26 protein-coding genes are annotated in these 20,292 nt (G+C 61.7%); 14 read left to right on the forward strand and 12 right to left on the reverse strand.

All coding sequences use genetic code 11. The features are described 5' to 3' along the window. Positions 1-37: 37 nt before the first annotated feature. Both M5C01_RS09865 and M5C01_RS09870 read left to right on the forward strand, forming a co-directional pair. The gene (locus tag M5C01_RS09865; protein WP_100938979.1) at positions 38-394 is read left to right on the forward strand and encodes a 4a-hydroxytetrahydrobiopterin dehydratase; all 357 of its coding nucleotides are present in this window, start codon (positions 38-40) and stop codon (positions 392-394) included. Next, entirely contained in the window at positions 391-1,590 is a 1,200-nt protein-coding gene (locus M5C01_RS09870) for an amino acid aminotransferase (RefSeq protein WP_178129822.1), read from the forward strand. The genes M5C01_RS09865 and M5C01_RS09870 overlap by 4 nt, the downstream gene beginning before the upstream one ends. Positions 1,591-1,735: 145 nt before the next feature. Here the strand turns inward: M5C01_RS09870 and M5C01_RS09875 are convergent, their stop codons facing one another. Next, positions 1,736-2,503 carry an anti-sigma factor gene (locus tag M5C01_RS09875; RefSeq protein WP_152738435.1) on the reverse strand — a complete coding sequence of 256 codons (768 nt, stop codon included), beginning with the start codon at positions 2,501-2,503 and terminating at the stop codon, positions 1,736-1,738. Further along, the gene (locus M5C01_RS09880) at positions 2,496-3,008 is read right to left on the reverse strand and encodes a sigma-70 family RNA polymerase sigma factor (RefSeq protein ID WP_103496524.1); all 513 of its coding nucleotides are present in this window, start codon (positions 3,006-3,008) and stop codon (positions 2,496-2,498) included. Before M5C01_RS09880 ends, M5C01_RS09875 begins: the two co-directional genes overlap by 8 nt. Positions 3,009-3,156: 148 nt before the next feature. Between M5C01_RS09880 and M5C01_RS09885 the strand changes: the two genes are divergently transcribed. The 4 genes from M5C01_RS09885 to M5C01_RS09895 all read left to right on the forward strand — a co-directional run bounded on the left by M5C01_RS09885 (position 3,157) and on the right by M5C01_RS09895 (position 6,207). Next, the gene (locus M5C01_RS09885) at positions 3,157-4,128 is read left to right on the forward strand and encodes a metallophosphoesterase (RefSeq protein WP_152738432.1); all 972 of its coding nucleotides are present in this window, start codon (positions 3,157-3,159) and stop codon (positions 4,126-4,128) included. A gap of 12 nt (positions 4,129-4,140) precedes the next feature. After that, positions 4,141-4,455, forward strand: a complete 315-nt coding sequence (locus tag M5C01_RS09890; RefSeq protein WP_103496522.1) for a cupredoxin family copper-binding protein — start codon at positions 4,141-4,143, stop codon at positions 4,453-4,455. Between the two features lie 253 nt (positions 4,456-4,708). Further along, positions 4,709-4,840: a hypothetical protein gene (locus tag M5C01_RS32860; RefSeq protein ID WP_255916937.1), complete on the forward strand. Its 132-nt coding sequence runs from the start codon at positions 4,709-4,711 to the stop codon at positions 4,838-4,840. Between the two features lie 167 nt (positions 4,841-5,007). Further along, positions 5,008-6,207, forward strand: a complete 1,200-nt coding sequence (locus M5C01_RS09895; RefSeq protein ID WP_103496521.1) for an MFS transporter — start codon at positions 5,008-5,010, stop codon at positions 6,205-6,207. 4 nt (positions 6,208-6,211) lie between these two features. On the opposite strand, the gene arfB is transcribed toward M5C01_RS09895, so the two are convergent. Both arfB and M5C01_RS09905 read right to left on the reverse strand, forming a co-directional pair. Then, a complete protein-coding gene (arfB, locus tag M5C01_RS09900) occupies positions 6,212-6,625 on the reverse strand; it encodes an alternative ribosome rescue aminoacyl-tRNA hydrolase ArfB (protein WP_152738606.1) in 414 nt (137 codons plus the stop codon). A 133-nt stretch (positions 6,626-6,758) separates the two neighbouring features. Then, positions 6,759-8,171: an amino acid permease gene (locus M5C01_RS09905; RefSeq protein WP_152738426.1), complete on the reverse strand. Its 1,413-nt coding sequence runs from the start codon at positions 8,169-8,171 to the stop codon at positions 6,759-6,761. A 666-nt stretch (positions 8,172-8,837) separates the two neighbouring features. On the opposite strand from M5C01_RS09905, the gene M5C01_RS09910 reads away from it, so the two are divergent. Both M5C01_RS09910 and M5C01_RS09915 read left to right on the forward strand, forming a co-directional pair. Beyond that, the gene (locus M5C01_RS09910; protein ID WP_177100072.1) at positions 8,838-8,975 is read left to right on the forward strand and encodes a hypothetical protein; all 138 of its coding nucleotides are present in this window, start codon (positions 8,838-8,840) and stop codon (positions 8,973-8,975) included. Between the two features lie 58 nt (positions 8,976-9,033). Continuing rightward, entirely contained in the window at positions 9,034-9,999 is a 966-nt protein-coding gene (locus tag M5C01_RS09915) for a leucyl aminopeptidase (protein WP_152738423.1), read from the forward strand. A 112-nt stretch (positions 10,000-10,111) separates the two neighbouring features. Here M5C01_RS09915 and rluB read toward each other — a convergent pair whose 3' ends face one another. From rluB to M5C01_RS09940, 5 genes are all read right to left on the reverse strand, one after another. Next, entirely contained in the window at positions 10,112-11,308 is a 1,197-nt protein-coding gene (gene rluB / locus M5C01_RS09920) for a 23S rRNA pseudouridine(2605) synthase RluB (protein ID WP_152738420.1), read from the reverse strand. 125 nt (positions 11,309-11,433) lie between these two features. Further along, the gene (gene scpB / locus M5C01_RS09925) at positions 11,434-12,468 is read right to left on the reverse strand and encodes an SMC-Scp complex subunit ScpB (protein WP_152738417.1); all 1,035 of its coding nucleotides are present in this window, start codon (positions 12,466-12,468) and stop codon (positions 11,434-11,436) included. Between the two features lie 12 nt (positions 12,469-12,480). Continuing rightward, entirely contained in the window at positions 12,481-13,179 is a 699-nt protein-coding gene (locus tag M5C01_RS09930) for a ScpA family protein (protein ID WP_177093350.1), read from the reverse strand. A 120-nt stretch (positions 13,180-13,299) separates the two neighbouring features. Continuing rightward, a complete protein-coding gene (locus M5C01_RS09935; RefSeq protein ID WP_103496514.1) occupies positions 13,300-13,929 on the reverse strand; it encodes an L-threonylcarbamoyladenylate synthase in 630 nt (209 codons plus the stop codon). A 13-nt stretch (positions 13,930-13,942) separates the two neighbouring features. Then, on the reverse strand, positions 13,943-14,806 hold the full coding sequence (locus M5C01_RS09940) for a PHP domain-containing protein (RefSeq protein ID WP_178129816.1): 864 nt from the start codon (positions 14,804-14,806) through the stop codon (positions 13,943-13,945). A gap of 84 nt (positions 14,807-14,890) precedes the next feature. On the opposite strand from M5C01_RS09940, the gene M5C01_RS09945 reads away from it, so the two are divergent. The 6 genes from M5C01_RS09945 (at position 14,891) to M5C01_RS09970 (ending at position 19,091) form a co-directional block, all read left to right on the forward strand. Continuing rightward, positions 14,891-15,487 (forward strand): septation protein A, encoded by a 597-nt coding sequence (locus tag M5C01_RS09945; RefSeq protein ID WP_103496512.1) that lies wholly within the window; start codon positions 14,891-14,893, stop codon positions 15,485-15,487. Position 15,488: 1 nt separating this feature from the next. Then, a complete protein-coding gene (locus M5C01_RS09950) occupies positions 15,489-15,788 on the forward strand; it encodes a YciI family protein (RefSeq protein WP_152738403.1) in 300 nt (99 codons plus the stop codon). A 109-nt stretch (positions 15,789-15,897) separates the two neighbouring features. Further along, complete coding sequence (locus M5C01_RS09955) at positions 15,898-16,308, forward strand: translation initiation factor 2 (RefSeq protein WP_152738399.1); 411 nt, start codon at positions 15,898-15,900, stop codon at positions 16,306-16,308. 32 nt (positions 16,309-16,340) lie between these two features. Further along, a complete protein-coding gene (locus tag M5C01_RS09960; RefSeq protein WP_103496509.1) occupies positions 16,341-17,018 on the forward strand; it encodes a response regulator transcription factor in 678 nt (225 codons plus the stop codon). A 232-nt stretch (positions 17,019-17,250) separates the two neighbouring features. Next, on the forward strand, positions 17,251-17,682 hold the full coding sequence (locus tag M5C01_RS09965) for a Spy/CpxP family protein refolding chaperone (RefSeq protein ID WP_103496508.1): 432 nt from the start codon (positions 17,251-17,253) through the stop codon (positions 17,680-17,682). Positions 17,683-17,756: 74 nt separating this feature from the next. Next, positions 17,757-19,091, forward strand: coding sequence for a HAMP domain-containing sensor histidine kinase (locus tag M5C01_RS09970; protein WP_177100064.1), 1,335 nt, complete (start codon positions 17,757-17,759; stop codon positions 19,089-19,091). A gap of 7 nt (positions 19,092-19,098) precedes the next feature. Here M5C01_RS09970 and M5C01_RS09975 read toward each other — a convergent pair whose 3' ends face one another. The 3 genes from M5C01_RS09975 to M5C01_RS09985 all read right to left on the reverse strand — a co-directional run bounded on the left by M5C01_RS09975 (position 19,099) and on the right by M5C01_RS09985 (position 20,189). Beyond that, entirely contained in the window at positions 19,099-19,368 is a 270-nt protein-coding gene (locus M5C01_RS09975; RefSeq protein WP_152738397.1) for a type II toxin-antitoxin system RelE/ParE family toxin, read from the reverse strand. Beyond that, positions 19,358-19,549, reverse strand: coding sequence for an antitoxin (locus M5C01_RS09980; protein WP_103496505.1), 192 nt, complete (start codon positions 19,547-19,549; stop codon positions 19,358-19,360). Before M5C01_RS09980 ends, M5C01_RS09975 begins: the two co-directional genes overlap by 11 nt. Before the next feature lie 79 nt (positions 19,550-19,628). After that, positions 19,629-20,189, reverse strand: a complete 561-nt coding sequence (locus M5C01_RS09985) for a nitroreductase family protein (RefSeq protein ID WP_152738395.1) — start codon at positions 20,187-20,189, stop codon at positions 19,629-19,631. Positions 20,190-20,292: the final 103 nt, after the last annotated feature.

Genomic DNA, 20,292 nt, shown 5'->3' on the forward strand with positions numbered 1-20,292 from the left:
GCGTCCTTGAATAAAAAAACGATTTCAGGAATCCATCATGAACACCTTGAACCAAGCCCACTGCGAAGCCTGCCGCGCCGATGCCCCCCAGGTCAGCGACGAAGAACTGCCGCTGCTGATCAAACAGATTCCGGACTGGAACATCGAAGTGCGGGACGGCATCATGCAGCTGGAGAAGGTCTTCCTGTTCAAGAACTTCAAGTTCGCCCTGGCCTTCACCAATGCCGTCGGCGAGATTTCCGAAGCCGAAGGCCATCACCCGGGTCTGCTGACCGAGTGGGGCAAAGTCACCGTCACCTGGTGGAGCCATTCGATCAAGGGCCTGCACCGTAACGATTTCATCATGGCGGCACGCACCGACGAGGTCAGCCACGCCGCCGAGGGCCGTAAATAATGCATTTCGACGCCATCGCGCGTGTACCCGGCGACCCGATCCTCGGGTTGCTGGAGGCTTATGCCCAGGACACCAATCCTCGCAAGTTCGACCTGGGCGTAGGCGTCTACAAGGATGCCCAGGGCCTGACCCCGATCCTGCGGTCGGTCAAGCTGGCTGAACAGCGGCTGGTGGACGAGCAGCGGACCAAGTCCTATATCGGTGGCCACGGCGACCTGCGCTTTGGCAGCCTGCTCAACGAGCTGGTGATGGGTGCGGACTCGCCGCTGATCGCCGCCCAACGTGTCGGCGCGACCCAGACCCCGGGTGGCACCGGCGCCTTGCGCCTGAGTGCCGACTTTATCGCCCACTGCCTGCCGGGTCGCGGCATCTGGCTCAGCGATCCGACCTGGCCGATCCACGAGACCATCTTCGCCGCCGCCGGTTTGAAGATCGGTCACTACCCTTACGTCGACAGCGATAACCGCCTGAACGTCGAGGGCATGCTCGCCGCCCTGGAGCAGGTGCCGCAGGGTGATGTGGTGCTATTGCACGCCTGCTGCCACAACCCGACCGGTTTCGACCTGTCCCACGACGACTGGTACAAGGTGCTGGACATCGTCCGTCGCCGCGAACTGCTGCCGCTGATCGACTTCGCCTACCAGGGCTTTGGCGATGGCGTGGAGCAGGATGCCTGGGCAGCGCGGTTGTTCGCCCGGGAATTGCCGGAAGTGCTGATCACCAGTTCCTGCTCGAAGAATTTCGGCCTGTACCGCGAGCGCACCGGCGCACTGATCGTCTGCACCGGCGATGCTGAAAAACTGCTGGATGTGCGCAGTCAACTGGCGGCGGTGGCCCGTAACCTGTGGTCGAACCCACCGGATCATGGCGCGGCGGTGGTCACCACCATTCTCGGCACCCCAGAGTTGAAGAGCCTGTGGGCCGATGAAGTGGAAGCCATGCGTTTGCGTATTGCGCAACTGCGCAGCGGCCTGGTGGAAGCCCTGCAGCCCCATGGCCTGGCCGAGCGCTTCGCGCATATTGGCGTACAGCGCGGCATGTTCTCCTACACCGGTTTGTCACCGGCCCAGGTCAAACGCCTGCGCGACGAGCACAGCGTGTATATGGTCAGCTCCGGCCGGGCCAACGTGGCGGGGATCGACGCGACGCGCCTGGATGCGCTGGCGCAGGCGATTGCCGCGGTCTGCAAGGACTGACACAAACGACACGTGCTGGCTGGACATGGTCCTGTAGGAGCTTGCTAGCGATGAACGATAACGCGGTCTGTCTGAGACACCGCAGCGTCTGAATCGCCAGCAAGCCCTACAGGTTTTGTTGTGCGCTCACGATCAGATCAGACACTTACCCACCCTTCTCGATCAACTGCCCGAACCCCTCGAGCTCGCCCTTCTCCAGGTCTGAGACCAGGATGAAACGCAGGTGATCACGCCGCCACGACACCACGTTGTAGCCCCGCAAAGACAAGCTCTCCCGAGCCCGATCAGCTTCGGCCGTCGGCAGGATAAACAGGTTGATGGTGTGCTTGGCATGCCGATACGCCAATGCTGCGGCGGTCTGGTGTTGCAGATAATCCAATCGCCCGCCCAACAACGGGTAACCCTGCGCCGCATAATCGAAGACCGGCGGCGCGAAATCGAGCTTGCCGGTAAACCAGGGTTTCACCGTATGCCGGTCGGACGACACCACATCGTTCAAATGCTCGGCCATCAGCGAACGCACATGACTGGACACCGCCTCATCCAGCCAGGGTTGTTCGGCGGACGGCGTCACCACATAGAGCATGACCGCCAGGCTCAACGCCAGGGTTGAAAACGCCGGCGCCCACCAGCGCCCCGATAGCGCCCGCAACCCCTGCATGAAACCCGCCATGGCCGAAGATCGCTCTGGGGCAGCGCCCAACAGGCTCAGGTTCAGGGCCTCGGGCGCGCGGTAATAGGGTGCGCGATTTTTGACGTCGTCGATCAATTGACGGGCCTGCTCATACCGGCGTGCGCACTCCGCGCAGCCCGCCAGGTGCCCGGCCACCCGCGCCCTGGTCGCCGCGTCCAGCTCATGGTCGAGGTAGCCATGGATCAATTCATCACAGGTCTTGCAGTCGAGGTCATTCATAAGGGTGCAACTTCAGCAGTTCGCGCTTGAGCATCGCGCGGGCCCGGGCCAGCCGCGACATGACGGTGCCCAAGGGGATATCGACGATTTTCGCTATGTCCTTGTAGGGCATGTCTTCCAACTCCTTCAGGACGATCACTTCGCGAAACGCCGGCGCCAACGCCAGCAGTGCCAGGCGGACCTGCTCGGCCGCCTGGGCGCGGATGATCTGTGACTCGGGTGTGCACACATCGGCCATTGCCGGGTCGTCCTGCAACCACTCCTCATCAAGGGTCACCCAACGCGATCCCATCGAGGCCTTGAGCCAGTTGTAGCTTTCGTTGCGGACAATGGTCAGGAACCAGGCCTTGGCATTGCCGTCGACAAAACGGTGCTGGAACTTGAAGGCCCTGAAGGCACTTTCCTGGACCACATCCTGCGCGGCGCTCTCACTGTCGGTGAGCCAGCGCGCGAGGTTATAGGCCGCATCCAGATGCGGCGCAAACAGCGCCTCGAATCGCTTCATAGTGGCTCCGATACCTTTGTTCCTATAACGGTGAAAGGTCCTGTTTTATTCCCGAAAGAATTTTTTTATTTCCTGGAATAAAGACCCGCGCCGCCCGGTTTTACAGATGTGAGCTCAATCACTGTAGACCGCCAGCGAGGGCGTTCCCATGGACCTGCACCCAACACCCCACGACAAACGTACCGACGGCCCGCTCGACCCCGACCGCCGGACCCTGCTCAAATGCTCGGCCTGGGCCGGCGCCGGGGTCCTCTGGGCCCTGAGCGGCGGCATCCCGCGGGCCTTTGCCCTGGACCAGAATGGCCAGACCAGCGACCCGGCCGCGCTGGCCGCGAACTTTCACTTCGTGCAAATCAGCGATTCGCATATCGGTTTCAACAAGGAGGCCAATCCCGAACCGGTGAAGACCCTGCAAGTGGCCATCGACAAGGTCATCGCCCTGCCCAAGCGGCCGGCGCTGATTCTCCACACCGGGGATATCACCCACCTCAGCAAGCCGGAGGAATTCGACACCGCCGCACAATTGCTCAAGGCCCTGCCCGCCACCGTTCACTATGTGCCAGGCGAGCACGACACCCTTGACGAAGGCGGCGGCCAGCTCTACCTGCAGCGGTACGGCAAGGGCACCAAGGGCAACGGCTGGTACAGCTTCGACGACCACGGCGTGCATTTCATCGCGCTGGTCAACGTCTTCAACTTCCAGGCCGGCCATGAAGCCAACCTCGGCGCCGAGCAGATCGCCTGGCTGGCCGATGACCTGCGGGCGGTGTCGACGAGCACACCGATCGTGGTGTTTACCCATATTCCGCTGTGGACCATTTACCAACCCTGGGGCTGGGGCACGGAGGACGGCGACCAGGCCATTGCCCTGCTGCGCAAATACGGTTCGGTGACCGTGCTCAACGGCCATATCCATCAGGTGATCCAGAAGGTCGAAGGCAATATCACCTTTCACACCGCGCGCGGCACGGCCTACCCGCAACCAGCACCAGGGGCGGCACCGTCACCGGGGCCGATGACCGTGGCCGCCGATCAGCTACGCAATTACCTGGGGATTACCGATGTCCGCGCGACACAAGGCGATCACCCATTGGCACTGATTGATTCGACACTGATTTAGGAGAACATTCGAATGAAAAGACTTTTGCACGGACTGGCGCTGATTTGCCTGACGGTCTCGATCCCGGTGTGGGCGCAAGATGTGAAGATCGATATCAAGGAATTCATGTTCGGGCCCAAGGACCTGACCGTTGCGCTCGGTACCAAGGTGACCTGGGTCAACGACGACCAGATCCCCCATACGGTGGCCGAAACCCACAAGCTGTTCCGCTCGGGCGCGCTGGACACCAATGACAGCTTTTCCTATGAGTTCAAGACTGCGGGCACCTACGAGTATTTCTGTGCCCTGCATCCACAGATGATCGGGAAAATCATTGTCACACCTTGACCCTTGTAGGAGCCGGCTTGCCGGCGATAGCCTCCGTAAGATCGATGCAAGACTTGCCGGCCTCATCGCCGGCAAGCCGGCTCCTACAGATTTCGTACTCCAGTTTGAAAAGGTACCGGTCCTGACGAATGGCTGTCGAAGCCGGGGCGAAAAAATCTTTCTGTCATTTCCCCTGCTGTATCCTGCCCAGGCTTTTTAAAAGCGCGGATCTACCCAGCGATTTAAAAAACAGACCTTGCGAGGAGCGACGACGATGCATGAGATACCCAACTTCCCCTTCCCAAGCCTGCACGAGACTGAGCAGAAAAACCCGCCACAAGCCGCTGCCCAGCAGCCGGTAAACAACGAGGCCGCAGAAAGCCTCAAGGCCGACAGCGAAGACTGAACGCTTGCTCAACCGGTCGCGTGAAAAGCCCGTTCCCTGGTGTTTTTCACGCAACCGGATACAGGCGCCCGCCAAGCTTTTTTCGATTTAACTCCCCTGCAACCCACCTCGCACCGTTATCATAAGCCTCCTATCTTTTTTCTCCGCGGCAACGGTGGTTCTTGTCCATGTCTGATACCCAGCGCCCCCTGGCGGTCACGCTGCAAGTCGTTTCCATTGTCCTGTTTACCTTTATCGGTTACCTGAACATCGGCATTCCCCTGGCCGTGCTGCCCGGCTATGTCCACAGTGACCTGGGCTTCGGCACGGTGATCGCCGGGCTGGTGATCAGCGTCCAGTACCTGGCGACCCTGTTGAGTCGTCCCTATGCCAGCCGGATCATCGATAACCAGGGCAGCAAGCGCGCGGTAATGATCGGCCTGCTCGGCTGCGGCCTGAGCGGTGTGTTCATGCTGGTCTCGAGTGTTCTCCAGGCGATGCCGTTGCTGAGCCTGATCAGCCTGTTTATCGGCCGCCTGGTGCTGGGCAGCGCGGAAAGCCTGGTGGGCTCCGGGTCCATCGGCTGGGGGATCGGCCGGGTCGGTGCGGCGAACACCGCCAAGGTGATTTCCTGGAACGGCATCGCCAGCTATGGCGCGCTGGCCATCGGCGCACCACTGGGCGTGTGGCTGGTCGGTCAGTTGGGCCTGTGGAGCATGGGCGTGAGCATCCTGTTGCTGGCCACGCTGGGGCTGTTGCTGGCCTGGCCGAAACAGGCAGCACCGATTGTCGCCGGCGAGCGCCTGCCCTTCCTTCATGTACTGGGCCGCGTACTGCCCCACGGCACCGGCCTGGCCCTGGGCTCCATCGGTTTCGGCACCATCGCGACCTTTATCACCCTGTATTACGCCACCCAGCACTGGGCCAACGCGGTGCTCTGCCTGAGTCTGTTCGGCGCCAGTTTTATCGGTGCGCGGCTGCTGTTCGGCAACCTGATCAATCGCCTCGGCGGCTTTCGCGTGGCGATCGCCTGCCTGTCGGTGGAAACCCTGGGGCTGCTGCTGCTGTGGCTGGCACCGGATGCCCATTGGGCACTGGCGGGGGCGGCATTGAGCGGGTTCGGTTTCTCGCTGGTGTTCCCGGCACTGGGAGTGGAGGCGGTGAACCTGGTGCCGGCCTCCAGTCGCGGCGCGGCGGTGGGTGCCTACTCGTTGTTTATCGACCTGTCGCTGGGCATCACCGGGCCCTTGGCCGGGGCCATTGCCGCGGGCCTGGGCTTTGCCTCGATCTTCCTGTTCGCCGCCCTGGCGTCGTTTTCCGGGTTGCTGCTGAGCCTTTATCTCTACCGGCAGGCACCGAAGCAGCGAGCGTTGCGGGAAAAAACCTGAAGGCCTAAAAATCGATCTTGCCGCGCCCGGCCTTTATCGCACCACGCTGGGACTTGCCTTCCAGGCGGCGCTTCTTCGAGCCGAGGGTCGGCTTGGTCGGGCGGCGTTTCTTCTCCACCTTGGTGGCAGTGAGGATCAGTTCGACCAGGCGTTCCAGGGCATCGCTGCGGTTCTGCTCCTGGGTCCGATATTGCTGGGCCTTGATCACGATCACCCCTTCGCTGGTGATGCGACTGTCGCGCAGGGCCAGCAGGCGTTCCTTGTAGAACGGCGGCAGGGACGAAGCCGGAATATCGAAACGCAGGTGCACCGCGCTGGAGACCTTGTTGACGTTCTGCCCGCCCGCGCCCTGAGCACGAATGGCCGTCCATTCGATCTCGGCATCCGGCAGATGCACATTGTTGGAAATCACCAGCATTTGAAAAGCGTCCGACATCAGGGCGTTCAGGATACCTGATCTGTACCACGGCGAGCCGGTTCGCCCGTGTCCCGACCGTGCAGAAACGACAAACCCGGCGGCCGCCGGGTTTGTGCTTGCAACGGATAAAAGCCTACTTCACCGCCAGCAATGCCTGCTGGGCACTGCGCCGATTCTTGATGCCGTAGCAGACCCACATGAACGCCACCCAGACCGGAATCGCGTACACCGAGACCTGGATCCCCGGAATCATCAACATGACGCCAAGGATGAACACCACAAACGCCAGGCACACATAGTTGCCATAGGGGTACCACAGGGCCTTGAACAGCGGGCTCTGTTGGGTGCTATTCATGTGCTGGCGGAACTTGAAGTGCGAGTAGCTGATCATCGCCCAGTTGATCACCAGGGTCGCCACCACCAGGGACATCAGCAATTCCAGGGCCTGTTGCGGCATCAGGTAGTTCATCACCACCGCGATGAAGGTCACCAGCGCCGAGGCCAGGATCGAGCGCACCGGCACGCCGCGCTTGTCGATCTTGGCCAGCGCCTTCGGCGCATCACCCTGCTCGGCCATGCCCAGCAGCATGCGGCTGTTGCAGTAGGTGCCGCTGTTGTAAACCGACAGCGCCGCCGTCAGCACCACGAAGTTGAGGATATGCGCCGCCGTGTTGCTACCCAGCATCGAGAACACCTGGACGAACGGGCTGCCGCTATAGGAGTCGCCGGAAGCGTTCAGCGTGCTCAGCAGGCTGTCCCAGGGTGTCAGCGACAGCAGGATCACCAGGGCGCCGATATAGAAAATCAGGATCCGGTAGATGACCTGGTTGATGGCCTTGGGAATCACGGTTTTCGGCTGGTCGGCTTCAGCGGCGGTGAAACCGAGCATTTCCAGGCCGCCGAAGGAAAACATGATGATCGCCATGGCCATCACCAGGCCGCTGACGCCATTGGGGAAGAACCCACCGTGTTCCCACAGGTTGCTCACCGAGGCCTGCGGACCGCCGTGGCCGCTGACCAGCAGGTAGCTGCCCAGGGCAATCATGCCGACGATCGCCACCACCTTGATAATCGCGAACCAGAACTCCGCCTCGCCGAAAACCTTGACGTTGGCCAGGTTGATCGCGTTGATCAGGACGAAGAAGGCTGCTGCCGAGACCCAGCTCGGGACATCGGGCCACCAGTAGTGGATGTACTTGCCGACGGCGGTCAGCTCCGACATGCCCACCAGGATGTAGAGGATCCAGCAATTCCAGCCCGACAGAAAGCCGGCGAAACCGCCCCAGTACTTGTGGGCAAAGTGGCTGAACGAACCGGCGACCGGCTCCTCGACGATCATCTCGCCCAACTGGCGCATGATCATGAAGGCGATAAAACCGCAGATGGCGTAGCCGAGGATCATCGACGGACCGGCGGACTTGAGCACCCCGGCCGAACCGAGGAACAGGCCGGTACCGATGGCGCCACCGAGGGCGATCAATTGGATATGACGATTTTTCAGGCCGCGTTTAAGCTCGCCCGAAGCAAGGGGTGTATCAGGGGTCATGCGTCACCTGTTTGTTTTTATCTGTGACGAAATCGAACCCATCACGCTTATGACGCGATGGAGTGAACAAGGCGGGTAGCCTTGAGTGCACGGGCTTTCGGAGCATCGCAAGGCCGCCGTCGAAAGCCACAAAAATGCGCGGGTACGCAGTTGAGTCACAGGTAAAACGCCGCGCATTGTACACCGCCAGACCACCACTGGCAGGCATCCGCGCATCTCACCGCCCCCAGCGCGGGAGGACAAGGGGCCTTTTCGCCATAAAGAAAAATCCTACAGAGCCCCTCGGCAACTATTCCTTACGCCCATTCGAACCTCGGGTTTTCAGGCGCTTTTACTGTCCAGATCGTCAGGTTTTCCTGACAAAGTGTCACGTTTTCTTGCCAACAAAGCCGTATACGGCTCCCGTTCGAAAATTGACAGACAGACTGTTTAGCACGGGCTTTAGCGGGTGAATCGCTGTTTTTCCAGAAGAAGTTTTTTTGCTCTGCAAGGCTGAAAAAAATTTGAAAATATTTTTTTGCGCCTATCGAGATACTGCACTAGGTTTTCAGCCACTTGCCGAAGCCTACAGTCGGCAAGCCGGAGAATCGGTTTTTATGCATAGGAATTTTCCTAGCAAAAAGCCTTTTCGACCGTCCAGCAATAACATTCCCAAGGAGATTCACCATGCAAGTCTCGGATCAGGACGTGAGCACTGAACTGCAACTGGACGATTGGTTTGAAGCCCCGACCCACGACGCGGCCGTGGAAATGATGCAAGCCGATGCTGTCGTGCCCTTTGGCACTGCGATGTGGCCTTTCTAAGGCCTCCAGGTGGGTGCGGTTTACCGCACCTACCCTCTGTTGCCCCAGGAACGACGTCATGGACAAGACCCGCGCCCTCGAACACTTTCTCTACTACCTCGCCCGCCATCCGGCCCTGGAAGGGCTCGACCAGCCGAAAGTCCTGCTCGGCCATACCCCGGATTACAGCGAGATCACCGCGGCCATCATCGAGCAGGACGCCGAGCGCCGACAGTTCGGCTTCAGCGCGTTGCGCCTGGACCTTGAGCCAGCCCCGAGACTGATCGAGGCCATCAGCGACAGCGACCTGTATATCTTTTTCTACGACTCCTCGATGCTCTCCCCGCCTCGCCCGCAAGGCCCGGAGTTCCTCCACGCATTGCATGGGGTCATGGCCGAGCAATGGCGCAAATCGCTGCTGTTCAAGGATTACGGCGATTACTTCTACGACACCTTCAGTGTCAGCCCGCAACGCATTGCCGACCTCAACGACAGCCTGATCCGCCGCATGTCCCGGGCCACCACCCTGAGCTTCAAGGACCGCCACGGCTCGCACCTGCAGGCGCCGCTGAGCAGTATCCGCAAGTGGACCAATATCAATGGCGTGGGCAACCACGACCTGGCCCCGGGGGAGATCGCCACCCACAGCGACGCCATCAACGGTTGCGTGAAGTTTGTCGGGACCTTTCTCGGCACCATTCCCTTTGCCCGCAAGTACGGAGTGCTGGAGTCGCCGTTGGCGCTGTGGATCGAGGATTCGACCATCCGCCGCATTGCCACCGAAGTGCCTGGGCTGGAGGCGGATTTCAACAAGTACCTGAATGCCAATCCATCCAACCGTCGGGTCGAGGAACTGGGGATCGGTACGAATGAGGGGGTCAAGGCCCTGTATGCGCGCAACTCGGGTTTCGAGGAGCGCCATTGCGGCCTGCACCTGGGGTTGGGCGGTGGCGCCAAGGGCAGCCATCACCTGGACCTGATCTTTGCCAGCGGCGTGCTGGCGCTGGATGACAAGCCGGTGTTTGACGGGCAGTTTGCGTTTTGACGGTAACCGGTTAGACCTTGAGAACGCAACGGAACCTGTAGGAGCAGGGCTTGCCCGCGAAGCTTTTGGCGTCCTTGAGGGCGCCTTCGCGGGCAAGCCCTGCTCCTACAGGTTAGCGCCGTCCGAACCCCGGACGCTGGCCGGAACCGGCCGGGGCGCCACGACGCTTGCCCGACGGCGCGTCCTTGTCCAGGACCAGGCTTGGACGCTTGGTCTTGGGTGCCGGCTTGGCCGGACGCTTGCTGTCCGTCGGACGATCCGCCACTGGCGTACCACGGGTCGACTCACCACGACCGGCCGCCGGACGCGGGGCACGCGGTGCGCGCTCGCCATCCTGACGAGGAGCCGGCTTGCGGGCTGGACGCTCGCCTTCGATCCGCGGCTCGCGCTCACTGCGCTCGGCAGGTGCACCGGCGGCCGGACGCAGGGTCCGCACACGCTCGCCCTTGCCCACCGGACGAGAGGATTTGCGCTGCATACGCTCCAGCTTGTCCTTGCTCTTGGCATTGAGCTGCGGCATCGCTACCGGCGTCAGGCCGACCTCGGCACTGAGGATGTCCACTTCGTACTGGCTCATTTCACGCCAGCGGCCCATCGGCAGGTCGGAGTTGAGGAACACCGGACCGAAACGCACACGCTTCAGACGGCTGACCACCAAACCCTGGGATTCCCACAGACGACGCACTTCGCGGTTACGACCTTCCATCACCACGCAGTGGTACCAGTGGTTGAAACCTTCACCGCCAGGCGCTTCCTGGATATCGGTGAACTTCGCCGGGCCGTCTTCGAGCATCACGCCGGCCTTGAGACGGGCAATCATCTCTTCGTCCACTTCACCACGGACTCGGACCGCGTACTCGCGGTCCATTTCGTAGGACGGGTGCATCAAGCGGTTGGCCAGCTCACCGTCGGTGGTGAACATCAGCAGACCGGTGGTGTTGATGTCCAGGCGACCGATATTGATCCAGCGGCCTTCTTTCGGACGCGGCAGCTTGTCGAACACGGTCGGACGGCCTTCCGGGTCGTCACGGGTGCAGATCTCGCCGTCGGGTTTGTTGTACATGATCACGCGGCGAACCGATTCGGACGCCTCTTCGCGCTTGATCACCTTGCCATCGATGGTGATGGCGTCATGCATGTCGACGCGCTGGCCGAGGGTGGCGTCTTTGCCGTTGACCTTGATCCGACCTTTGCTGATCCAGCCTTCCACATCGCGGCGCGAGCCGACGCCGATACGGGCCAGGACCTTCTGCAGTTTTTCGCCTGCTGGGCCGATTTCCTGGTCGTCTTTCTGCTTGATATCACTCATCTGGGCACCTCCCGGTGTGTCGATTCAGGCCTTGGCCTGAAGAAATTGAATCTGTTGCCTGGGCGAAGGGATCGCCGCGGGGGCGCGAATCATACGCCGATGTTGGCCATTATGCACTCTCGCAATCAATCATCGAGCAAGCGGCGTTCCTGTTCGATCGCCTCGGCCAGGGCCAGGGCTTCGGCTTCTTCATCGGTCAGCTGCGGCCGGCCGGCGGCCTTGTCCAGGGCCGCGACCGCCGCGAGCAATTGTTCCCGGGCCTGCTGGGCACCGACGAGATCCGGCTCCGGTACTTCTGGCACTGCGGGTTCTTCGACTGTTTCCGGCTCTTCTTCGAGCACTTCGTCGGCCTCGACTGTCACAGCGGGCTCAACAGGTTCAGCTCTTTCAAGCCCAGATTCCTGCAGCGGCAACTCGCCCGTCGGCACCATTGCGCCGTCACGCAGCAAATCGTCAAAGTCGGTCTTGATCCCCTCTTCCATGGAGTCCAGCTCCAGCAACAGGGTATGGAAGCTGGTTTCCTCCTTCGGCGCCTCGGCCCCCTCCGGATCGAGACTGGCATCGGCCAGGGCCTGCAGGCTCGCGGGCACCGGCGCATCCTCGACATCGAACAGCGGCTCGGGCTCCATCTCCCGCAGTTCGGCCAGGGGCGGCAGGTCGTCGAGGTTCTTCAGGTTGAAGTGATCGAGAAACGCCTTGGTGGTGGCGAACATTGCCGGTTTGCCCGGCACCTCGCGGTAACCGACGACCCGAATCCACTCGCGCTCCAGCAAGGTCTTGACGATCTGGCTGTTGACCGCCACGCCACGCACATCCTCGATCTCACCCCGGGTGATCGGTTGACGATAGGCGATCAGCGCCAGGGTCTCGAGCATCGCCCGGGAATAACGCTGCGGACGTTCTTCCCAGAGCCGCCCGACCCAGGGAGCGAATTTCTCGCGCACCTGCAGACGATAGCCGGAGGCCACCTCCCGCAGCTCGAAGGCCCGCCCTTCGCAGGACTTGGCGAGGATCGTCAGGGCTTTCTTGAAGACCGGCGGCTCGGGCCGTTCGCCCTCCTCGAACAGCTCGAACAGCCGCTCCAGGGATTGCGGCTTTCCCGAGGCCAACAGAAAGGCTTCAAGCAGCGGGGCCAGCTCGCGGGGTTCACTCAGGTTCATGGATTGTGCTCGTTATTCAGCGCGCGCCCGCACATGGATCGCCGTAAAGGGTTCATTCTGCACCAGTTCGACCAGGGATTCCTTGACCAGCTCAAGAATCGCCATAAAGGTCACCACCACCCCCAGCCGTCCTTCCTCGGCGGTAAACAGCTCGACAAAGGGCACGAAGCCGCCGCCCTTGAGGCGTTCCAGTACATCGCTCATGCGCTCGCGGGTCGACAGTTGCTCACGACTGACCTGATGGCTTTCGAACAGGTCGCCACGGCGCAGGACCTCGGCCATGGACATCAACACTTCTTCCAGGCTCACGTCCGGCAACAGCTTGCGCGCCCGGGCCTCGGGGGCATCGAGCTTGGGCACCAGCACATCGCGGCCGACCCGGGGCAAGGTGTCGAGGCCCTCGGCGGCGCTCTTGAAGCGCTCGTATTCCTGCAGGCGACGGATCAGTTCGGCCCGCGGGTCGTCCTCTTCCGCCTCGATTTCGGCCGAACGCGGCAACAGCATCCGCGATTTGATCTCGGCCAGCATCGCCGCCATCACCAGGTACTCGGCGGCCAGCTCCAGGCGCACCGACTTCATCAACTCGACATAACCCATGTACTGGCGGGTGATTTCCGCCACCGGGATGTCGAGGATATCGATGTTCTGCTTGCGGATCAGGTAGAGCAGCAAGTCCAGCGGGCCCTCGAAGGCTTCAAGGAAGACTTCCAGGGCGTCCGGCGGGATATACAGGTCCAGCGGCATCTCGGTGACCGCCTGGCCATAGACCAGGGCGAACGGCAGTTCCTGCTGGGCATCGGCCTGGCTGTCGACGTTTTCCACGGCGGACATTCAGGCCTCGACCATGAACGGCGCGGGATCGCCACAGCCCACGCGGATCACTTCCGGCTCGCCGTCCGCCAGGTTGATCACGGTCGAGGCCTTGATCCCGCCGAAACCGCCGTCGATCACCAGGTCGACCTGATGTTCGAGCAACTGGCGGATCTCGTAGGGATCAATCATCGGATCGGTCTCGCCGGGCATGATCAGGCTGACGCTCATCAGCGGCTCGCCCAGTTCTTCGAGCAGCGCCAGGGCAATCGGATGGCTGGGGATGCGCAGGCCGATGGTGCGTTTTTTCGGATGCAGCAACAGCCGCGGGACTTCCCGGGTGGCATTCAGGATAAAGGTGTAGGGCCCCGGCGTATGGGCCTTGAGCAGGCGAAACAGGCCCGTGTCGACCTTGGCGAACAGCCCCAACTGCGACAGATCGCTGCAGATCAGCGCAAAGTTGTGCTTGTCGTCCAACTGCCGCAAACGGCGCACCCGCTCGACCGCATTCTTGTCGCCGATCTGGCAACCGATGGCATAGGACGAGTCGGTGGGATAGATCACCACCCCGCCCTTGCGAATGATTTCCACCGCCTGTTTGATCAGGCGCGCCTGCGGGTTTTCCGGATGAATCTGGAAAAATTGACTCACGTTTTCTACCTGTTCAGACGACGGCAGTAAGTTGCTCATGTTTGAAGCGACACCAGAGTGGCGGCAGATCTTCAGGAACCGGGCGGTATTCACCGATCTCGGACCAGCCTCCAGGACCATGGAAATCACTGCCGGCACTGACCAGCAGCCCGAACTCACGGGCAAGGATCGCCAGACTGCCTACCTGCTCGGCGGGTTGATGCCCATTGACCACTTCGATAGCGTGGCCACCTGCTTGAATATAGTCGCCAATCAGCTTGCGGCGCTTGCTGCGGGTGAAATCGTAGTGCCAGGGATGGGCCAGACTGACCCAGGCGCCGGACTCGCGCAGGGTGCCGACGGTGTCTTCCAGGGTCGGCCAGTGCAGCTTGACGTCCCCCAGTTTGCCCGCGCCGAGCCACTTGCGAAAGGCTTCGGCACGGTCCTTGACGAAACCGGCACGCACCAGGAAATCGGCGAAATGCGGACGCGCCGGGGCATTGCCGCTATCGCCCAGTTCCTGCTGGATCGCCCGCGCGCCTTCCAGCGCGCCGGGCATACCCTTGAGCGCCAGCTTGCGGCTGATTTCCTCGGAACGCAGCCAGCGGCCCTCGTGCAAGCGGGCGATGGCCTCGACCAGCGCCGGCGCCTCGACGTCGAAGCCATAGCCCAGCACATGGATGGTCGCGCCACCCCAGGTGCAGGACAATTCGACGCCGTTGACCAGCCGCATCCCCAACGCATCCGCCGCCGCACGGGCTTCGGCCAGGCCTTCGAGGGTGTCGTGATCGGTCAGGGCCAGGACCCGCACGCCTCTCTCGTGCGCACGGGCGACCAGGATCGCGGGCGCGAGGGCACCGTCGGAGGCCGTGCTATGGCAGTGCAGATCGATTTCCACGGGGATTGAATAACCTCTAGGCGGCGCTTTCGCTGGCAATGATGTTTGTTATTATGCCGTCACATCCTGCTTCTGGCTGCCACTGTGAAACAATTCATCGATTTCATCCCGCTCTTCCTGTTCTTCATCGTCTACAAAATCGAACCGCGGGTCATGGAGATCGCCGGCCACAGCCTGACCGTGGGCGGTATCTACAGCGCCACGGCCATGCTGATCATCAGTTCCCTGGTGGTCTACGGCACCCTCTTCATCACCCACCGCAAACTGGAAAAAAGCCAGTGGCTGACCCTGATCGCCTGCCTGGTATTCGGCAGCCTGACCCTGGCCTTCCACAGCGAAACCTTCCTCAAGTGGAAAGCCCCGGTGGTCAACTGGCTGTTCGCCCTGGCCTTTGCCGGCAGCCACTTCATCGGTGATCGCCTGCTGATCAAGCGCATCATGGGCCACGCCCTGAACCTGCCCGAGCCGATCTGGACCCGCCTGAACCTGGCCTGGATCGTGTTTTTCCTGTTCTGCGGCGGCGCCAACCTGTTCGTGGCGTTCACCTTCCAGCAGTACTGGGTCGACTTCAAGGTGTTCGGCAGCCTGGGCATGACCCTGCTGTTCCTGGTCGGTCAGGGCATCTACCTGTCCCGCCACCTGCACGACACCGACCCGACCATCCCGAAAACCGAGGACTGACATGCTCTACGCGATCATCGCCACCGACGTCGAAAACTCCCTGGACAAACGCCTGGCCGTGCGCCCGGCGCATCTGGAACGGCTGCATCAGCTCCAGGCGCAAGGGCGCCTGGTCCTGGCCGGCCCGCACCCGGCCGTGGACAGCAACGACCCGGGCGCCGCCGGTTTCAGCGGCAGCCTGATCGTCGCCGAGTTCGACAGCCTGAGCGCGGCGCAAGCCTGGGCCGAGGCCGATCCGTTCGTCGCCGGCGGGGTCTACGCCCAGGTGCTGGTCAAGCCGTTCAAGCAAGTCCTGCCATAAATTTCTCCCCTCGCGATGAACCTTCAGGGTTCATCGCGGCCCAATCGCTCATTATTCTCGTTCAGCAGCCGACAACCTGCCCAATGCCGATTGGAATCAGGAGTTTGCGATGCGCCAGGGTCCGTTGTTGCTGCTAGTGGTCATCTTGTCGATAGGGGCCGCCGCCCACGCCGAAGAGAGTCAGGGGTCGAGTAATTCCACCCCCCTGTCCTTGAGCGCCGGTAGCCAGATCACCGATTTGCAGCAACGCTTGAAAGAAAGCGAGCGACAACGAGAAGAGTTGAGCAAACAATTGCAGAGTGCCGACGCCGAGCGCGAAAGTGCCCAGTTGAGCCGCCTGCGCCAGGAAAACCAGCGCCTGAAGCTGCAACTCAAGGAAGCCCAGGCCAGTGCCGGACCGCGCCTGCTGACTGATCAGCAGCAATGGTTTGTCACTGGCGGGGGAGTTGCACTCGTGGCCCTGCTCTGCGGTATCTTCGCCAGTGGCGGACGTAGACAACGTCGGCAATGGCTGAATTGAGCGGCCAATAGCGATCCGTAATCGAGAGAGTCATGAGCGACCTGTTACTGATAGACGATGACCAGGAGTTGTGTGAACTCCTGACCAGTTGGTTGAGCCAGGAAGGCTTCCAGGTACGCGCCTGCCACGATGGCCAGAGCGCGCGCAAGGCCCTGGCGGACAGCGCCCCGGCCGCCGTGGTGCTGGATGTGATGCTACCCGATGGCAGCGGCCTGGAACTGCTCAAGCAATTGCGCAGCGATCACCCGGAGTTGCCGGTCGTAATGCTTTCGGCCCGTGGCGAACCCCTGGACCGTATCCTCGGCCTGGAGCTGGGCGCCGATGACTACCTGGCCAAACCCTGCGATCCCCGGGAACTGACCGCGCGCCTGCGCGCCGTACTGCGCCGCAGCCACCCGACCGCGACTCCGAGCCAGATGGAGCTGGGTGACCTGTGCTTCAGCCCGGTGCGTGGCGTAGTCACCATCGACCAGCAGGACTTCACCCTCACCGTCTCCGAAAGCCGCCTGCTCGAAGCCCTGCTGCAGCAACCCGGCGAACCCCTGGACAAACAGGAACTGGCGCAGATCGCCCTGGGCCGCAAGTTGACCTTGTACGATCGCAGCCTGGACATGCACGTGAGCAACCTGCGCAAGAAGATCGGTCCGCACCCGGACGGCCGCCCACGCATCGTCGCCCTGCGTAGCCGCGGTTACTACTACAGCCTGTAAACCCCTGTGGGAGCTGGCTTGCCAGCGATGACTGACGCAAGAGCGATGCAGGATTCAACCTCATCGCTGGCAAGCCAGCTCCTACAAGGGTCGGCATTGCCAGTCAGGCAAGTGTCAACCCGGGGCAAAAACCTCTTTACTCAAGCTTTACCCTCCCCTGACCGCCGCTGACCTTGAACTCCTTAATCTGTACTCATCCGGACTGACCGGAATCGAGACAAGGAGAAACACCATGCGCAAGACCCTTATCGCCCTGATGTTCGCTGCTGCACTCCCTACCGTGGCCATGGCCATGCCTCAAGACGGTGGCCCGATGGACGGCCCGGCATACGGTCACGACCAGCATCACGGCAAAGGTGGCTTCCAAAAACTGGACCTGACCAAGGAGCAGCGCCAGCAGATCCGCAAACTGGTGGGTGAACAACGCCATGATCGCAAGGCAATCGCCATCAAGTATCTGGAAAAGCTCTCGCCTGCCGACAAGGCTGCCTTCAAAGGCGAACTGGATGCCGCTCACCAGAAGACCCAAGGCCAGATCCGCGCCCTGCTGACGCCTGAACAGCAGAAGACCTTCGACGAAATGCAGAAAAAGCAGGCCGAGCGCCGTGCCGAATGGACCGAATTCAAAGCCTGGAAGGCGCAGCAGGCGCAAAAAGCGCAATAATCCGCTTATGCTCCAGCCCGACGGCCAACGCCGTCGGGCTTTCTTCGTTTGTACCGTTTGGTTGAGGACTTGCTGTGCGATCACTGTTCTGGCGCATCCTGGCCAGCTTCTGGCTGGCCATTGCCCTTGTCGCGGGCCTATCGATTCTGCTCATGCACATCCTCAACCAGGACAACTGGATTCTCAGCCGTCATCCGGGGTTGAACACGCTGGCCGAAGAGTGGACGCAAACCTACGAAAGCCAGGGCGAAGAAGCCGCCCAGGCAATTCTGGAACAGCGCAAGCAGCGTTATCACATTGATGTGCAAGTGCTCAACGAAGGCGGCGATCCGCTGGTCCGCGGAACCTTTCCACGTCGGGCCGCGGCCTTTGAAGCACGCCAGAACAACGATGACCGCAAGCTGCCCTGGCGGCGCCTGACGGTCGAATACACCAGCCCGAAAAGCGGCGAAACCTACCTGCTGATCTACCGTATTCCCCACCCGGAACTGGACGCCTGGCACCGCGAAAGCCTGCTACGCCCCCTCAGTGCCTTGGGCATTGCCCTGGTGGTGCTGACCTTGTTCAGTTTGCTGGTGACCTTGTCCATCACCCGCCCCCTGAGCCGTCTGCGCGGTGCCGTGCATGACCTGGGGCAGACCACCTACCAGCAAAACAGCCTGGCGAAACTGGCGGGGCGGCGCGACGAATTCGGTGTGCTGGCCAAGGACTTCAACCTGATGGGCGCGCGCCTGCAAAGCCTGATCAGCAGCCAGCGCCAATTGCTGCGGGATGTCTCCCACGAATTGCGCTCACCACTGGCACGCCTGCGCATTGCCCTGGCCCTGGCCGAACGCGCCGGTCCCGAGGAGCGCGAACGACTCTGGCCACGCCTGACCCGCGAATGCGACCGGTTGGAAGCGCTGATCAGCGAGATTCTCACCCTGGCCCGGGTCGACTCCGACCAGGCCAGCGCCGAAGAGGTCGACCTCACCGAGCTGATCACCACCTTGCAGAAGGACGCCAACCTGGGCTGCCCGGAACAGCCGGTGCACTTCGACGGCGAACCACCGTTGAGCTTCAAGGGCTGGCCGACCATGATCGAACGGGCTGTGGATAACCTGCTGCGCAACGCCCAGCGTTTCAATCCCGAGGGCCAGGCCATCGAGCTGACCGCGCAACGTCAGGGTGAGCGCATCGAAATCAGCGTGCGCGACCATGGCCCCGGCGTGGAGCCCGACCATCTGGCACAACTGGGTGAACCCTTCTACCGGGCGCCCGGGCAAACCGCCCCGGGCCATGGCCTGGGACTGGCCATTGCCCGGCGGGCGGCGGAACGGCATGGTGGCAGCCTGGTGCTGGCGAATCACCCCGAGGGTGGGTTTATCGCAAAACTGGATCTGCCTTTGGAGCCTGGGGCACTGGTTTAAGTGGCTATCAGGGATACTCTTGCCGGGCGTGCAGCACGGTGACTATCTCGATGAAATCTGTAATGCGGTAAACCACCAGATAGTTTGGATGCACGATGATTTCACGAGTGCCAGGCACACGACCAAACCGATACAAGCAGGGGTGTCGAGGAAGAGCTGAGGTCGCTGCCTCAATGGCGTCGTTTAAATTCTCGGCCGCCACAATATTTCGATCAGCGATGTAATTCAGGATCTCACGGAGTTCGGCCCGAGCTTCGGGCCGCCACTCAACCCGCATCGTTCCGATTGCGCTTCGAAGCGATCAAGGCACGCATTTCCGCCATCACATCATCATGTGGAACGTTAGGACGAGGGTCATCCAGGGAAGCCTGCACCTTGGCACGAAACCAACGGTCATAGCTGGCTGCCTGCTCTTCAGTCTCGAATTCCGACACTATGGGGGATAGTTGGGCGCTCATAAGGGCCTCCGGTGTAGATGCAAACCAGTTTACGCCCTATGAACGCCTGCTGTCTCAGCCTGAAGCTTCAGAAAACATTTCAAGCCGACCAGGCGCTGACAAACTGCGTCAGATCGACCTTCGGTGGCTGGCGCAGTTCGTTCTGCGGCGTGCCCAGGTACAGGAAGGCGATCACTTCCTCGTCATCGCCAAGCCCCAAACCCTTGGCCACATGGCGTGAATAGGACAGCTCGCCGGTGCGCCACACCGCGCCGATCCCCTGGGCATGGGCCGCCAGCAGGATGCCGTGGGCCGCACAACCGGCGGCCAGCAACTGCTCGGACTTCGGGACCTTGAAGTGCTCCTGCAAACGCGCCACCACCACAATCACCAAGGGTGCGCGCAAAGGCATGGCGTGGGCCTTGTCGATGGCCGCGGGGTTCGCATCACCCTCTTGCAGGCGCACGGCTTCAGCCAGCAGGCTGCCCAATTGCTCGCGGGCCGCTCCCTCAACGGTCAGGAAACGCCAAGGCCGCAGTTGCCCGTGATCCGGTGCGCGCATGGCGGCGGCGAAGAGGATATCGCGCTGGGCCTGGGTCGGTGCCGGATCGAGCAGGCGCGGTGCGGATACACGGTTGAGCAAATTGTCGAGAGCCTCCATCGGCCACCTCCTCTGGAAAATGATCGGGCTATTCTAGCCAGATCCCAGGCGGCCGTGCCGGTTTACATGATCGGGGTCACAGGTAAAATGGCGCCCGTCCCCC

Source organism: Pseudomonas sp. MWU12-2319 (assembly GCF_023242525.1).
In the GTDB taxonomy this organism is placed as follows: domain Bacteria; phylum Pseudomonadota; class Gammaproteobacteria; order Pseudomonadales; family Pseudomonadaceae; genus Aquipseudomonas; species Aquipseudomonas gingeri_D.